Source organism: Robbsia betulipollinis (assembly GCF_026624755.1).
Lineage (GTDB): Bacteria > Pseudomonadota > Gammaproteobacteria > Burkholderiales > Burkholderiaceae > Robbsia > Robbsia betulipollinis.
In genome coordinates this window covers 2,551,707-2,565,690 of sequence record NZ_JAPMXC010000001.1, presented here as the reverse complement: position 1 = coordinate 2,565,690, position 13,984 = coordinate 2,551,707, and the positions used below count along the sequence as shown (strand labels likewise).

The 13,984-nt window shown below is 64.9% G+C and carries 15 protein-coding genes; 10 read left to right on the top strand and 5 right to left on the bottom strand.

Annotated features, from left to right (window positions below; translation table 11 throughout):
• Window positions 1–448 precede the first annotated feature (448 nt).
• The 8 genes from bfr (at window position 449) to OVY01_RS11215 (ending at window position 5,757) form a co-directional block, all read left to right on the top strand.
• Window positions 449–928 (top strand): bacterioferritin, encoded by a 480-nt coding sequence (gene bfr, locus OVY01_RS11250; protein WP_267847512.1) that lies wholly within the window; start codon window positions 449–451, stop codon window positions 926–928.
• Window position 929: 1 nt separating this feature from the next.
• Window positions 930–1,814 carry a glutamate racemase gene (murI, locus tag OVY01_RS11245; protein ID WP_267847511.1) on the top strand — a complete coding sequence of 295 codons (885 nt, stop codon included), beginning with the start codon at window positions 930–932 and terminating at the stop codon, window positions 1,812–1,814.
• A 268-nt stretch (window positions 1,815–2,082) separates the two neighbouring features.
• Entirely contained in the window at window positions 2,083–2,319 is a 237-nt protein-coding gene (locus OVY01_RS11240; RefSeq protein ID WP_267847510.1) for a (2Fe-2S)-binding protein, read from the top strand.
• A gap of 362 nt (window positions 2,320–2,681) precedes the next feature.
• The gene (locus tag OVY01_RS11235; RefSeq protein ID WP_267847509.1) at window positions 2,682–3,410 is read left to right on the top strand and encodes an energy transducer TonB; all 729 of its coding nucleotides are present in this window, start codon (window positions 2,682–2,684) and stop codon (window positions 3,408–3,410) included.
• 21 nt (window positions 3,411–3,431) lie between these two features.
• Window positions 3,432–4,160, top strand: a complete 729-nt coding sequence (locus OVY01_RS11230) for a MotA/TolQ/ExbB proton channel family protein (protein WP_267847508.1) — start codon at window positions 3,432–3,434, stop codon at window positions 4,158–4,160.
• A 16-nt stretch (window positions 4,161–4,176) separates the two neighbouring features.
• Window positions 4,177–4,596, top strand: a complete 420-nt coding sequence (locus tag OVY01_RS11225) for an ExbD/TolR family protein (RefSeq protein WP_267847507.1) — start codon at window positions 4,177–4,179, stop codon at window positions 4,594–4,596.
• 150 nt (window positions 4,597–4,746) lie between these two features.
• Window positions 4,747–5,250: an SRPBCC family protein gene (locus OVY01_RS11220; protein WP_267847506.1), complete on the top strand. Its 504-nt coding sequence runs from the start codon at window positions 4,747–4,749 to the stop codon at window positions 5,248–5,250.
• Between the two features lie 138 nt (window positions 5,251–5,388).
• Window positions 5,389–5,757, top strand: a complete 369-nt coding sequence (locus OVY01_RS11215) for a hemin uptake protein HemP (RefSeq protein ID WP_267847505.1) — start codon at window positions 5,389–5,391, stop codon at window positions 5,755–5,757.
• A gap of 124 nt (window positions 5,758–5,881) precedes the next feature.
• Here OVY01_RS11215 and OVY01_RS11210 read toward each other — a convergent pair whose 3' ends face one another.
• The 5 genes from OVY01_RS11210 to uvrB form a co-directional block, all read right to left on the bottom strand.
• Window positions 5,882–7,291, bottom strand: a complete 1,410-nt coding sequence (locus tag OVY01_RS11210) for a 4Fe-4S binding protein (protein WP_267847504.1) — start codon at window positions 7,289–7,291, stop codon at window positions 5,882–5,884.
• Window positions 7,288–8,133 carry an FTR1 family iron permease gene (locus tag OVY01_RS11205; protein WP_267847503.1) on the bottom strand — a complete coding sequence of 282 codons (846 nt, stop codon included), beginning with the start codon at window positions 8,131–8,133 and terminating at the stop codon, window positions 7,288–7,290. Before OVY01_RS11205 ends, OVY01_RS11210 begins: the two co-directional genes overlap by 4 nt.
• Before the next feature lie 67 nt (window positions 8,134–8,200).
• Window positions 8,201–8,533: a cupredoxin domain-containing protein gene (locus OVY01_RS11200; protein WP_267847756.1), complete on the bottom strand. Its 333-nt coding sequence runs from the start codon at window positions 8,531–8,533 to the stop codon at window positions 8,201–8,203.
• A gap of 77 nt (window positions 8,534–8,610) precedes the next feature.
• On the bottom strand, window positions 8,611–9,123 hold the full coding sequence (locus OVY01_RS11195) for an iron transporter (RefSeq protein WP_267847755.1): 513 nt from the start codon (window positions 9,121–9,123) through the stop codon (window positions 8,611–8,613).
• A gap of 174 nt (window positions 9,124–9,297) precedes the next feature.
• Complete coding sequence (gene uvrB / locus OVY01_RS11190) at window positions 9,298–11,391, bottom strand: excinuclease ABC subunit UvrB (protein WP_267847502.1); 2,094 nt, start codon at window positions 11,389–11,391, stop codon at window positions 9,298–9,300.
• An 88-nt stretch (window positions 11,392–11,479) separates the two neighbouring features.
• Between uvrB and OVY01_RS11185 the strand changes: the two genes are divergently transcribed.
• Complete coding sequence (locus OVY01_RS11185) at window positions 11,480–12,679, top strand: amino acid aminotransferase (protein ID WP_267847501.1); 1,200 nt, start codon at window positions 11,480–11,482, stop codon at window positions 12,677–12,679.
• Window positions 12,680–12,964: 285 nt separating this feature from the next.
• Window positions 12,965–13,936 carry a potassium channel beta subunit family protein gene (locus OVY01_RS11180; RefSeq protein WP_267847500.1) on the top strand — a complete coding sequence of 324 codons (972 nt, stop codon included), beginning with the start codon at window positions 12,965–12,967 and terminating at the stop codon, window positions 13,934–13,936.
• The last annotated feature ends 48 nt before the right edge of the window (window positions 13,937–13,984 follow it).

Sequence of the window (13,984 nt, the reverse complement as noted above, 5' to 3'; positions counted from 1 at the left end):
GAATACGGCAGCGCGAAAACCGCGTTGCCGAAATGAGATTATGCCTCCGACGGTAAGGCCGGGACCTTACCTGAATCTTACGCCGCGAGCGCGACCCGGGCACGGTGGCGCCGGCGGTGACCGCGCTGGCCGACACCGCCGCGAAATCGTCCGCGAGCGCCCGGCGAACGCGCGAAACACCGCCGTCGCCAGTCTTGCGAAAAATTACGGAAAAGGCGAAAAAAGCCCGTAAAACGACGAAAAACCCATCTGAATGCGAATATTTCTGATTCAGGATCGCGATAGGGCGTCCTTTTCGCGCAATTTTATCGTCATGCTTGGCTTTTCCGCGCCGACCGATTATCGTGGGCGAACTTCCGCGCCGTGATCCGTCGCCGGGCGCTCCGATACCGATCGCGGGCGCCCGGCGAATCGCGGCGCCATCCTGCCCCACAGAAGGAAATTTGCCATGAAAAGCGACCCCAAGGTCATCGAATATCTGAACGCGCAGCTGAAAAACGAGCTGACCGCGATCAACCAGTATTTCCTGCACGCGCGGATGTACAAGCACTGGGGCCTGGAATCGCTCGGCAAGAAGGAATACGACGAGTCGATCGGCGAAATGAACCATGCCGACTGGCTGATCCAGCGGATCTTCATGCTCGACGGCCTGCCGAACCTGCAGGACCTGCACAAGCTGATGATCGGGGAAAACACGCCGGAAATCCTCGCCTCGGATCTCAAGCTGGAATACATCTCCCAGGCGACCTGCAAGGAAGGCATCGCCCACTGCGAGCTGGCACGCGATTTCGTCTCCCGCGAAATTTTTCAGAAGATTCTTGATGACACCGAGGAGCATATCGACTGGCTTGAAACCCAGATCGAACTGATCGACAAGCTGACGCTGCCGAACTACCTGCAAAGCGCGATGGGCGGCATCAATCAGTAACATGCGCACCGAGGGCGCGGCGCCGGTGGGCGTGTTCGATTCCGGCGTCGGAGGCCTGTCCGTGCTGCGCGCGATCCGGCAGGCACTGCCGGGCGAATCGCTGGTCTATTGCGCCGATTCCCGCTATGCGCCCTATGGCGCGCGCAGCGATGCCTTCCTCATCGACCGGTCGCTGGCGATCGGCCACTGGCTGGTCGCCCAGGGCGCGAAAGCGCTGGTGGTGGCCTGCAACACGGCGACCACGGTCGCGATCGCCGCGCTGCGCGCGGCACTCACGGTGCCGATCGTCGGCGTCGAACCGGGCATCAAGCCCGCCAGCCAGGCGAGCCGCAGCCGCGTCGCGGGCGTGCTCGCGACCGCCGCAACGCTGCGCAGCGACAAATTCCAGCATCTGCTCGCCACGCACGCGGGCGATTGCCGGCTGGTCTGCGTGGCCGGCGTCGGCCTGGTCGAGGCGATCGAGCGCGGCGATACCGGTTCTCCGACGCTGGCCGCCCTGCTCGAAGGGTATCTCCAGCCGATGCTCGATGCCGGCGCCGACACGCTCGCGCTGGGCTGCACCCACTACCCTTTCCTGATTCCGTTGATCCGTTCGCTGACGGGCGAACGCCTGCGCATCATCGACAATAGCATGCCGGTCGCCCGGCAACTCGGCCGGCTGCTCGACGCGCGCGGACTGCGGGCACCGGCGGCCCCTGTGGGTGCAGCACCGTCGGAGGCCGCGTTGACGCTGCTTTCCACCGGCTCGACCCACGCGCTCGACGGGCTGGCACGCGTGGCGTTGTCCGGCACGATGGTCCCGGCGGCAGTCCGGGATATCCCGTCGGTGCTGAGCGCAGCCGATGGCCCGTACGGCGGGCACTTCCCGGCGCATCACGCGGTGTGACGCTGTCCCGCGCCGGTCCGCGGCTGTGGGCCGGCGCCACGATCGCCGGCTCGGCAAAGCTTCGAAGACCGTTGCGTTGCCGCAGCCGGCGCGGCCAGGCGACGCCATCTCCCGGTTGATGTTGACGCAGGCATCCGCCAAACAAGGCGCGCGCCCGGCGACGTTCGCGCAGCCGCCATCACATGACATGGAAGCAACGCACTTGCCAAGTCTTCCATATTGAATGATAATAATTCGCATTACCCGCTTCCGACTCGCTCGCTCACTTATGATCGTCTGTGTCTGCAAGGCAATTTCCGACCGGCAACTGCGTGCCTCGATGCAAGCGGGTCACGATACCTTCGAAGCATTGCAATTCGAACACGGTGTCGCGACCTGTTGCGGACGGTGCGAAGAATCGGTGCATGAAGTTCTGGCCGGGCGCGAGATAGGATGTTCGCGCGCGGAACGCGCCGGCGATCGCGCGCAGGCCGTGCCCATGATGTTTCACGCGCGGGCCGCCTGAGCTGCGACGACAGGGTGCAAAGGTTCGTCCCGTTGCTCCTGCCCACGCCGCGCGGGCAGGAAACGCGCCTCCCTGGGCTGCTTGCCCGGGCGCGGTGCGTGATGCGTTCGAGCCCCTGCAGCGCCGGGTGATCGTCGGCGGGTTGAGATTTGCGAATACAATTTCCCATGGGTTGCCGCGCCGGCTCCGCGCACCGAATCACTCCCATCCCAGACGAACATGACACTCGGCCTTGTCTCTCGTTGCCTGGTTGCCCTGCACGGCGACGGCGGCGGGAAGCCCTCCTTCCGTGAATCGACGGGGCGCGACGCCACCGCGCAGCGCCCCGATCCAGGACAGCGCTCGAATTCCCGGCAGTGCGCATGAACTCGCCCGCCCATTCCGCCCTCACGCGTGATTTCACGCGCGTCGCGCCGTCGCATCGCGCTGCATGGACCGCGACCGCCGTCGTGGTCGCAGCCCACGCGCTGGCGATCGCGGCCTTTTTCCTGTTCAAACACCCCGATCCGGTGACAATCGTCCCGCCCCGGGTCGTCACGGCTTCGCTGATCAGTCCGGAACCGGCGCCCGTCCCGGTGGCCGCACCGACGCCGCCGGCGCCGCCCAAGACCGTCACGCCGCCGAAGCCGCAGGTGCACCGCACACCACCCAGGGTCGTGCCCCGGCCAACGCCCGCACCGGTCACGACATCCCGTCCGACACCGGTCGCCGCCGCGCCCAGCGCGCCACCCAGTCCACCGCAGCCTGCCGCGCCGCCGCAGCCCGCCGCACCACCCGCGCCTGCGCCCGCCCCCGCAGTCAATCCGAACATTCCGAAGGATGTCCGCCACCTGACCTGCAGCAGCACGCCGCCGGACTACCCGTCGCTGTCGCGCCGCCGTGGCGAAACCGGCACGGTGGTCATTCAGTTCATCGTCGACACGCACGGCAATGTCGAAAGCGCGCGCGTCAAATCGAGCAGCGGTTTCGACCGTCTCGACCAGGCGGCCCGCGCCGCGGCGCTGGCGAGTCCCTGCACTCCCTATATGGAAGGCGGTCAGGCGGTCAAGGCGATCACCGAACGGCCGTACAACTTCAGTCTGGATCAATGATTCATCGATTAAGGAATCGACATGCAACAATACGGTTTGGCCCACGTCTGGGATCAGGGTGACTTCGTCACACGCGGCATCGCGCTGCTGCTGCTCGTCATGTCGGTACTGTCGTGGACGGTCATCGTCGTCAAGTCCTGGCAGGCCTGGCGCCTGAAACGCCTTTCGAAAACGGTGGAGCAGGACTTCTGGCACGCCGGCGATTTCGACGACGGCATCCAGCGCATCGGCGGCGCGCTCGACAACCCCTATGTCGTGCTGGCACTGGCGGGCAAGGATGCGACCGAGCATCACCAGTCGAACGTGAAGGAACTGCACGGCGGAATGAACACCAGCGACTGGGTCGCCCGCTGCCTGAAAAGCTCGATGGACGAAATCGTCGCGCGCATGCAGGCCGGCCTCGCCGTGCTCGCCTCGATCGGCAGCACGGCGCCCTTCGTCGGCCTGTTCGGTACGGTCTGGGGCATCTATCATGCGCTGCTGGCCATCGGCGCGAGCGGCCAGACGTCGATCGACCATGTCGCCGGTCCGGTCGGCGAAGCGCTGATCATGACCGCTTTCGGTCTGTTCGTGGCGATTCCCGCGGTGCTCGGCTATAACGCCCTGACCCGCTCGAACAAGGCGAACGTGACCAAGCTGAACCGCTTCGTCCACGGCCTGCACGCCTATTTCGTCACGGGCGCGCGCGTGCGTTCGTCACGGCACGAAGGCCGCGGCGAAGGCCTGAAGCTCGCCGCGCGCGCGCAATGAGCCGGGAGCGCCAATCATGTCAATGAGCCAACTCGACAGCGATGACGACGACGGTCTGATGAACGAGATCAACATGACGCCGCTGGTCGACGTCATGCTGGTGCTGCTGATCATTTTCCTGGTCACCATCCCGGTGATGAACAACGCGATCAAGGTCGATCTGCCGCGCGCCAGCAGCCAGCCGCTCGATCAGAAACCGGCCTTCGTCGATGTCGCGGTCCAGGCGGATGGCACCGTGGTCTGGGACAAGACGCCGGTCAACGACGCCGCGCTCGACCTGCGCATCGCCGAGGCCGCGAAACGCGAACCGCAACCGGAACTGCGGCTGCGGGCCGACCGCGCGGTCCGGTACGAACGCGTCGCCCAGGTCATGGCGGCGGCGCAGCAGGGCGGCCTGTCGAAGATCGGCTTCGTCACCGAGCCCCGGTCGAAGTAAGCGACCGAAGCAAGCGACCGAACGGGCGCTCAGCGGCGGCGGGGCGGTCGTGCGAAAATGCAGCACCCGATGCGGGTCGCCACGTCCCGCCACGCCGGCGCAGATGTGCGCGGATCCGCTCTTTTCATGCCCCATACCGGAACGTCAGGCTTGAACTACGAACATCTCGTCCAGATCAACGACCCGCTGAATCCGCTGATCGCCCCGCTGTCGCGGGAACAACTCTGGCAGGGGCTGGTCCTGCGCGCCGAGCAGCCGGAACTGTTCGTCCTGGGGCTCGAAGGATGCACCATCCTGTCGCGCGAGGGAAATATGCTGCGGCGCGAACTCGATTACGGTCCCGCGAAGGTGCGGGACCGGGTCATCCTGCAGCCCCACGACCACGTCGAATACATCATCGAACCGACGGCCCATCACGTTGGCGGCAGCCTGCGCATCACCATCGAGACGCCCGACGCGCTGCAACTGTTCCTGCGCTTCGCGTATAGTACGTCCCTCCCCGCCGCCGACGATGCCGCAGCGGACGCCGAAACGGCCCGTACCAGCGAGATCGTCAAATCGGCCTACCGGGAAGCAGACATCGACACGGTCCGCACCATCCGCGAACTCGCCGATGCGGGCAAGCTGATCACCCCGTCAGGTCCGCTGCACTGACGCTGGCGCCGCCCGCAGCGCGAAGCGTCGCGGGCGGGGGTCGGACGGACACCATCGGAAAAGCCCGAAATTCTTATTGCAAATGGGAATGGTTATCATTTAATATAAACACATCGACGCCGCTTGGAGAGCCGACACATGAACCCCCTGCACCGCAGCATCACGCCCCGCACGCTTCACCTGCAGCGCCGCGACGCATCGGAGAGGACGTCGGCGGCACGGGCCACCGTGCTGGCACCGCGCCGCGTCGTGGTGCCGCTCAATGCAGCAGGCCAGGAAGTTGCACGCTCCGGCGCGGCACCGTCCGCAGCGGTGACGGTGCAGGCGGCATCCCCTGCCGCGCCTTCGGAGGCCATGCCGTCGATACGCAGCGCCCTGCCGTGCGTCGACGGCAGCGTGACCAGTGAAAATCTGCTGCGTGGCGGCAAGGTCGTGCGCATTCTGCACAACGGCGAGTCGTACCAACTTCGCGCTACGCGTCATGGAAAGCTGATCCTGACGAAATAGCCTTACCGTGTATTGTGGGGATCACCTCGACGAGGTGTTGGGTAGTAGCCAGCAAACGGGATCGCCGCGGAGGAACTAGACCCCTTCCGCGATGGTCCGGACAGCCAGCGAGACCATTTTTTTGCTACCAATGCCAGAACATCAGCCACCAGGCGCTGTCGGCCAGCGCCAGCGCGGCACCGAAACATAGCAGCGACGCACAGCGGGCGGCCCACGACGGGGCATAGCGCGCAACGAGCCGCGCAGCCAGCCAGACGCTCCAGGCGTTGGCACCCGCCAGCAGCAGCAAACGGGCGTCACCCGCCCAGGCGGTCGGAATATCGTGATGGCGCAGAATCGTGAGCGTCGTCGCCGTCAGACCCAGGAAGACGCCGCACCCCGCCTGGGGAATCAGCGCCTGCGCGAGATGATGCAGGCGACGCGTATCCCACCGGCCCAGACAGCGGTTTGCCGCTGCCAGCAGCAACCCCAGCAGCGTGCCGTAGATCAGGCCGGTGCCGAGCATGTAGCCGATCACCATCGCGCCATCCAGCCAGGTGAAGACGTCGTTCTGATCGGGATAATGCGTGAACACGTACCAGGGGGCATTGGTCGCGAGCGGCCACATGATGTCCCGATCGATCAGCCAGCCCGCGAGAAACACCTTTATCTGCACGAACCAGGGGCTGACGGTCCAGTGAAAGCCGCCGATCGCGACGCCCATCATGCCGTAGAGGATCAGCAGGGTGTCCCAGCCGCTCGCCCGCTTCGCCCCGGATTCGACGATCTCCTGCGATGCCGAACGCGTGCCAAGGGCGATCGCGTCGCGGTGTCCGCTACAGCGGCCGCACATATGGCAATCGGCCGCCTGGATGTTGCGCAGGGGCACCAGGGGCGCGCAGTTGATCGGGATCACCCGGTGGCCATGCTCGCCCTCTTTATAGGACCGCCGCCAGGCATCTTCGTCCACCTTGTAATGCACCGGGGAGAGCCGCGCAAGCAGACCGAAGACGCCATTGACCGGGCACAGATACTTGCACCACACCCGCTTTTCGCGACCATACAGCAGACCGATGACGATGGCCGCAACGGTCGATCCGCCCAGCACCACCATCACCGCTTTCGGATACTGGTACACGCTGACCATCTGGCCGTAGACCGTGGTGCCGCCGAATGCCACAAAAGGCCAGCCGCCCCAGCGCATCCAGCGAGGAATCGCCCGGCCGCGGCCATATTTGCTGGCGAACTCGCTGAGCGCGCCTTCCGGACAGAGCACGCCGCACCACACCCGGCCCAGCATCACCATCGACAGCAGTACGAAAGGCCACCAGATACCCCAGAACGCGAATTCCGCAAACACGGTCAGGTTGTTCCATAGCCGCGCGCTGTCCGGTGGCAGGGGCAGCAGCACCGGGCCGATGATCAGCACCGCATAGGCAAGCACGATCACCCATTGCAGCCAGCGTATGGGTGCTGCGTGACGCTGCATCCAGTCGCCCGCCCGTACGAGGACGCCGGTACGGGACGCGCCGCCCGTGCCCCTGAGCGAACTCATGCGGTTTCAGGCCGCGGGCGTGGGTCGAGACGCCGCGATGTATAGCGAAGCAAGGCCCAGACGACCACCCAGTAGACGAGATAGGCCAGCAGATTGGTCAGCGACGGATGCGCGCGGTAGCCGGTCAGCGTGGCGACGAGAGAGCCGAAGGTGGACGAATCGTCGAGCAGCGCGCTGCTGTCCCAGAGCTGATCGTTCAGCGTGGGCAGCAATTCCATGCCGATCAGCTTGTCGATACCCGTTTCGAACAGGCCCGCGGCCAGGAGCAGCAGCATGATCTCCGTGACACGGAAAAACAGACGCCACGAGAACACCTTGCCGCCGAGTTGCAGCAGGTAGAAGGTGGCGAAGGCCAGCGCCAGCCCGATGAAGACCGCGCCCACCATCGACGGCGCGACGTGACCGGACTGGCCGAAGCCCAGCCCGTACAGAAAGATGACCGTTTCGCTGCCTTCGCGCGCGATCGCGAGCGCGACAAGCAGGGTTACGCCCCACCAGTTCGCCGCTTCGGCACGCTGCCGCAGCGACGCTTCCATCTCGTGCTTGAGCGTGCGCGCGTGATGCTTCATCCAGATCACCATCTGCACGATGAGCACGCAGGCGATCAGCACCATCGCCGCCTGGAAATAGTCCTGCGCGGAACCGGACAGCACGTCCGTGAAACCCACGAGCGCCGCGCCCAGGCCGCATGCCGCCAGCAGGCCCAGCGCGACGCCGGCCCACAGATAGGGCAGGCCCTTGCGCGCGACCGCGTCGCCGTTCTTCAGCCAGGCATACAGAATGCCCACCACCAGCAAGGCTTCGACGCTCTCGCGCCACACGATGAAAATGACCTGCCCCATACCCTGCTCCCGCCCTGTATTCGCGCATCCGGACGCGCAGTCCCGCGTCGTGGACGACCCGGTCCCGCTATTTCGCGACGATCACGCCCTGCGCGGACTGATGAAAATCGTCGAAGAATTTATATTCGCCCGGCGACAGCGGCGCGATCACGACGAAGGATTTCGCGCCGGGGGCAAGCACCTTCTCCTTGCGCAGCTGGATGCTTTCGAATTCCGCGGCACCCTTGCCCGCATTCGTGATCTCGATCTTGATGCGGGTCTGGGCCGGCACCTGGATGCGCGCCGGCGTGAGCTTGCCGTCGTTCAGCTCCAGCGCGAACGTCGGCAGGTCGGCCGCGACCGCCGGCCTGATCGGCAAGCCCAGGCCCAGCAGCACGACGGCGAGCGCGGTGCCCGCCATGGCGCGACGCCCGGCGGCGTGCCGCGCACGTGCCACGGCGACGATCGCGTCTGTTTGCATGAAATCGCTCATCCGGTTCAGTAGCCGCCCTTCTTGCCCACGCCGGCGAACGGGAAGTCGTATTCGATCGTGAAAGGCTTGAACCACGGACCGACGCCGGTTTCCTTGTCGACATGGCGGCCGAATTCCTTGCCCGGCGGGTTGATCGTCAGTTTCATGTGGTATTTGCCCGGGCCGAACAGCTTGACGTTGTCGCCGTAGTGCGGGCCGTCGTTGGCCACCATCGGCATCATGTCGCCCTTGACCACCTGCGTCGTGCCGGCCTTCGACACTTCATAGGTGACATGCAGATACGGCATCCAGTCGCCCTCGGCGAACCCGGTCGGATTGTCCTTGACCGCGTGGATGTCCGCCTCCAGATGGACGTCGGACTCCGACGCCTTGCGCATCATGCCTTCGGGCGCCATCGTGATCGGCTGCAGGTACACCGCGCCCACCTCCATTCCGCCTTCGATATGCTGCTTGCCGATCGGGTATTCGGCGGCTCCGGCCGAGGCGCAGAGCGCGCCGCCGGCGAGCACGGCCACCATGGAACGAAGAGCGAAGCGCGTTGCGGCCATTCCTGACTCCCAGACGGCACGCGGACAGCGCCGCGCACCCAGTGTATGAATTCGAAGAACCGGCATCGCTGCAAAACGAAATGCGAACGATTCTCAGATCGAAAATTCTAACACTTTTTGTCTGTCCGGAACATGGGCACAATGTCACGCCGCGCCGCTGCTGGTCAGCGTGTCGTCGCCCCGGGCGCCGAAGACCTTTTGCCGCAGACTCGACAGCGCATCGCGCGCCTGGGCGGCCTTCTCGAATTCGAGATTCTTCGCGTGGTCGGCCATCTGCTTCTCCAGTCGCTTGATTTCGCGCGACACCTGTTTCTCGCTCATGTCCTCGAAGCGGGCACGCTCCTCGGCCGCCTTCAGCTCGGTGCGCGCGTCGTCGGCATCGTAGACGCCGTCGATGATGTCCTTGATGCGTTTGACCACGCCGGTCGGCACGATGCCATGCGCCAGATTGTGCGCGACCTGCTTGGCGCGGCGACGTTCGGTCTCGTCGATCGCGCGGCGCATCGAGTCGGTGACGCGGTCGGCATACAGGATCGCCCGCCCGTTGACGTTGCGCGCCGCGCGCCCGATCGTCTGGATCAACGAGCGTTCCGCCCGCAGGAAGCCTTCCTTGTCCGCATCGAGAATCGCCACCAGCGAGACCTCCGGGATGTCCAGCCCCTCGCGCAGCAGGTTGATGCCCACCAGTACGTCGAACGTCCCGAGCCGCAGGTCGCGGATGATTTCCACGCGTTCGACCGTATCGATGTCGCTGTGCAGATAGCGCACCTTGACGCCATGCTCGGCGAGGAAATCGGTGAGTTGCTCGGCGATGCGCTTGGTCAGCACGGTCACCAGCACGCGCTCGTTGACCGCCACCCGGGCGTGGATTTCCGAGAGCACGTCGTCGACCTGGGTGCGCGCCGGCCGCACCTCGATCTGCGGATCGACCAGCCCGGTCGGCCGCACCAGCTGCTCGGCCACCTGCCCGGCGGTGCGGTTCTCATAATCCCCCGGCGTCGCCGAGACGAAGATCGCCTGGCGCATCTTGCGCTCGAATTCGTCGAACTTGAGCGGCCGGTTGTCGAGCGCCGACGGCAGCCGGAAACCGTAGTCCACCAGGTTTTCCTTGCGCGCCCGGTCGCCGTTGTACATGCCGTTCAACTGCCCGATCAGCACGTGTGATTCGTCCAGCAGCATCAACGCGTCGCGCGGCAGATAGTCGACCAGCGTCGGCGGCGGCTCGCCGGGGGCGGCACCCGAAAAGTGACGCGAATAATTCTCGATGCCCTTCGTGAAGCCCAGTTCCTGCAGCATTTCGAGATCGAACCGCGTGCGCTGCTCGAGCCGCTGCGCCTCCACCAGCTTCCCATCCTGATAGAAATATTCGAGACGGTCGCGCAGTTCGCCCTTGATGGTTTCCACCGCGCGCATCACCGTGTCGCGGGGCGTGACGTAATGCGAGGACGGATAGACGGTGAAGCGCGGTATCTTCTGCCGCACGCGTCCCGTCAGCGGGTCGAACAGCTGCAGGGACTCGATTTCGTCGTCGAACAGCTCCACCCGCACCGCCAGTTCCGCATGCTCGGCCGGAAAGATGTCGATCGTGTCGCCCCGCACGCGGAACGTGCCGCGGCTGAAATCCGCCTCGTTGCGGTTGTACTGCATCGCGATGAGCCGCGCGATCACCTCGCGCTGCCCGATCCTGTCGCCGGTACGCAGCGTCAGGATCATCTTGTGGTACTCGCCGGGGTTGCCGATACCGTAGATCGCCGACACCGTCGCCACGATCACGACGTCGCGCCGCTCCAGCAGGCTCTTGGTGGCCGAGAGCCGCATCTGCTCGATATGCTCGTTGATCGAGGAATCCTTCTCGATGAACAGGTCGCGCTGCGGCACGTACGCTTCCGGCTGGTAATAGTCATAGTACGAGACGAAATATTCCACCGCGTTGCGCGGGAAAAAGTCGCGGAACTCGGAATACAATTGCGCGGCGAGCGTCTTGTTCGGCGCGAAGACGATCGCGGGCCGCCCCAGGCGCGCGATGACGTTGGCCATCGTGAAGGTCTTGCCGGAACCGGTCACGCCCAGCAGCGTCTGGAACGACAGGCCGTCGCCGACGCCCTCGACCAGGGTATCGATCGCGGTGGGCTGGTCGCCAGCGGGCGCGTAAGGCTGGTAAAGCTGGTAAGGCGAATTCTCGAACTGCACGAATTTCGACTCATCAAGCGCGTTGGTGACTTCCCGCAGTTCGGTCATTGGCTTAAAATATCGGGTCGGTACATCATTCTATTCCTTCCGACAGATGCCGGTCTCCACACCGCGGTTTTCTCACCGAGCCCTCGAAATGACGTTGTTTTCCGCAGTTGAACTCGCCCCGCGCGACCCGATCCTTGGCCTGAACGACGCCTTCAACGCGGATGCGCGCCCGTCCAAGGTCAACCTGGGCGTGGGAGTCTATACCAACGACGCCGGCCGGATTCCCTTGCTGCGGGCCGTCAGCGAGGCGGAAAAGGCGCGCGTCGCCGCAGCGACGCCGCGAGGCTATCTGCCGATCGAAGGGATTGCCGCCTATGATCAGGCGGTGCAGTCCATGCTATTTGGGAACGATTCCGCATTAATCAAGGCGCATCGCATCGTGACGGTGCAGGCGCTCGGGGGCACGGGCGCGTTGAAGATCGGCGCGGATTTCCTGAAGCGGCTGAACCCGTCGGCACAGGTCGCCATCAGCGACCCGAGCTGGGAAAATCATCGCGCGCTGTTCGAAGGCGCGGGTTTCGCGGTCGTCAACTACCCGTATTACGAGTCGGCCACCCACGGCGTGGCGTTCGACGCGCTGATCGCCGCGTTCGAATCCTATGCGCGCGGAACCATCGTCGTGCTCCATGCCTGCTGCCACAATCCGACGGGCGTCGATCTGACGACCGAGCAGTGGCGCAAGGTCGTCGAGGTCGTGGCGGCGCGCGGCCTCGTTCCCTTCCTCGACATCGCCTACCAGGGCTTCGGCGACGGCATCGACGCGGACGCGGCGGCCGTGCGCCTGTTCGCGGACGCCGGCGTCTCGGCCTTCGTCTCCAGTTCCTTCTCGAAGTCGTTCTCGCTGTATGGCGAGCGCGTGGGCGCGCTGTCGATCGTCACGCAAAGCGCGGACGAATCGAAGCACGTGCTGTCGCAACTCAAGCGCGTGATCCGGACGAATTATTCGACGCCGCCGACGCACGGCGGCATGATCGTCTCGGCGATCCTGAACGATTCGGCCCTGCGCGCGATGTGGGAAGAGGAACTCGGCGAAATGCGCACGCGGATCCGCACGATGCGCACGTCGCTGGTCGAGAAGCTGCGGGCTGCCGGCGCACGGCGCGACTTCGGTTTCGTCAGCGCGCAGCGGGGGATGTTTTCGTATTCCGGCCTGAGCGCGCAGCAGGTGGACCGTCTGCGCGAGGAATTCGGCATCTACGCGGTCGGGACGGGGCGGATCTGCGTTGCCGCGCTCAATACCCGCAATATCGACGCGGTGGCCGCAGCCATTGCCGCCGTCATCGACTGATCCCCATCCTACGCAGTAGAAGAGCCGGTGCGGCAGGACGCGCAAGCGTCTTCCGCCCGGCTTTTTTTTCGGAATAGGCATCGGCACGCGCGTCGCATCGTCGTCGCCGCGCGGGTCGACTTCGCAAGCGCGGGGCCGCGCGTGCCGATCCGCGCGCTGCCTACCCGGCAAAAGCGGTCGTTCCTGCGCTGCGTTACCCTAGAAAGACGCGCGGCGCGGCCATCGGCAGCCCGCAGGGCAAACGAGATCACCACTTCCGGCCAGAAGCCGGATCAGGAGCGAGACATGAACTATCGTAGATTGGGCAGATCCGGGCTGCAGGTCAGCGAACTGTCGATCGGATCGTGGGTGACCTATGGCAACCAGGTCGATGCCAAGGCGGCGCGCGAATCGCTCGCCGCGGCCTACGATGCGGGCGTCAACTTCTTCGACAACGCGGAAGTCTACGCCGGCGGTCAGTCCGAGACCCTGATGGGCGACGCACTCAAAACGCTGGCCTGGCCGCGTCTGAACTACATCGTGTCGACGAAGTTCTTCTGGGGAATCGACAAGGGTCCGAACCGTCATCACACGCTGAATCGCAAATATCTGCTCGACGCGATCGACCATTCGTTGAAACGTCTGCAACTCGATTACGTCGATCTGGTCTACTGCCACCGGCCGGACCCGCGCACGCCGATCGAGGAAACGGTGTGGGCGATGCATGACATGATCGCGCGCGGCAAGGCGCTTTACTGGGGAACGTCGGAGTGGAGCGCCGACGAGATCCGCAGTGCGTACGATATCGCCGAGCGTCATCATTTGCACAAGCCCGTGATGGAACAGCCGCAGTACAATTTGTTTCACCGTCAGCGCGTCGAAAAGGAATATGCGCGCCTGTACGAGGATATCGGTCTGGGACTGACGACCTGGAGTCCGCTGGCCTCGGGCCTGCTGACCGGCAAGTACCGTGACGGCGTGCCGCAGAACAGTCGGGCCGCGCTGAAGGGATATGAATCGATGCGCGAGGAATTGACCCATCCGGAGAAGAACCGGGCGGTCGGCGAACTCGCCGTCATCGCGCGCGAACTCGACGCCTCGGTCGGCCAGCTCGCGCTGGCGTGGATCCTGAAAAATCCCCACGTCAGCACCGTCATCACCGGCGCGTCCCGCATCGAACAGATCGGCGAAAACATGAAGGCCGCCGAACTGGCGACGCGGCTGACACCGGAGATCGTCGAGAAGATCGAACAAACGGTGGGCGATCTGGCCGACTGAGGGCATGCCGCCCTCCCGCAGATCCCCAAAGATCACCCTGAACGGAGG

Coding starts and splice junctions, on each gene's coding strand:
- OVY01_RS11185 (WP_267847501.1), top strand. CDS start 11,480: ATGACGTTGTTTTCCGCAGTTGAACTCGCCCCGCGCGACCCGATCCTT.
- uvrB (WP_267847502.1), bottom strand. CDS start 11,391: ATGACCGAACTGCGGGAAGTCACCAACGCGCTTGATGAGTCGAAATTC.
- OVY01_RS11240 (WP_267847510.1), top strand. CDS start 2,083: ATGATCGTCTGTGTCTGCAAGGCAATTTCCGACCGGCAACTGCGTGCC.
- OVY01_RS11215 (WP_267847505.1), top strand. CDS start 5,389: ATGAACCCCCTGCACCGCAGCATCACGCCCCGCACGCTTCACCTGCAG.
- murI (WP_267847511.1), top strand. CDS start 930: ATGCGCACCGAGGGCGCGGCGCCGGTGGGCGTGTTCGATTCCGGCGTC.
- OVY01_RS11200 (WP_267847756.1), bottom strand. CDS start 8,533: ATGGCGGGCACCGCGCTCGCCGTCGTGCTGCTGGGCCTGGGCTTGCCG.
- OVY01_RS11225 (WP_267847507.1), top strand. CDS start 4,177: ATGTCAATGAGCCAACTCGACAGCGATGACGACGACGGTCTGATGAAC.
- OVY01_RS11180 (WP_267847500.1), top strand. CDS start 12,965: ATGAACTATCGTAGATTGGGCAGATCCGGGCTGCAGGTCAGCGAACTG.
- OVY01_RS11195 (WP_267847755.1), bottom strand. CDS start 9,123: ATGGTGGCCGTGCTCGCCGGCGGCGCGCTCTGCGCCTCGGCCGGAGCC.
- OVY01_RS11205 (WP_267847503.1), bottom strand. CDS start 8,133: ATGGGGCAGGTCATTTTCATCGTGTGGCGCGAGAGCGTCGAAGCCTTG.
- OVY01_RS11235 (WP_267847509.1), top strand. CDS start 2,682: ATGAACTCGCCCGCCCATTCCGCCCTCACGCGTGATTTCACGCGCGTC.
- OVY01_RS11210 (WP_267847504.1), bottom strand. CDS start 7,291: ATGAGTTCGCTCAGGGGCACGGGCGGCGCGTCCCGTACCGGCGTCCTC.
- bfr (WP_267847512.1), top strand. CDS start 449: ATGAAAAGCGACCCCAAGGTCATCGAATATCTGAACGCGCAGCTGAAA.
- OVY01_RS11230 (WP_267847508.1), top strand. CDS start 3,432: ATGCAACAATACGGTTTGGCCCACGTCTGGGATCAGGGTGACTTCGTC.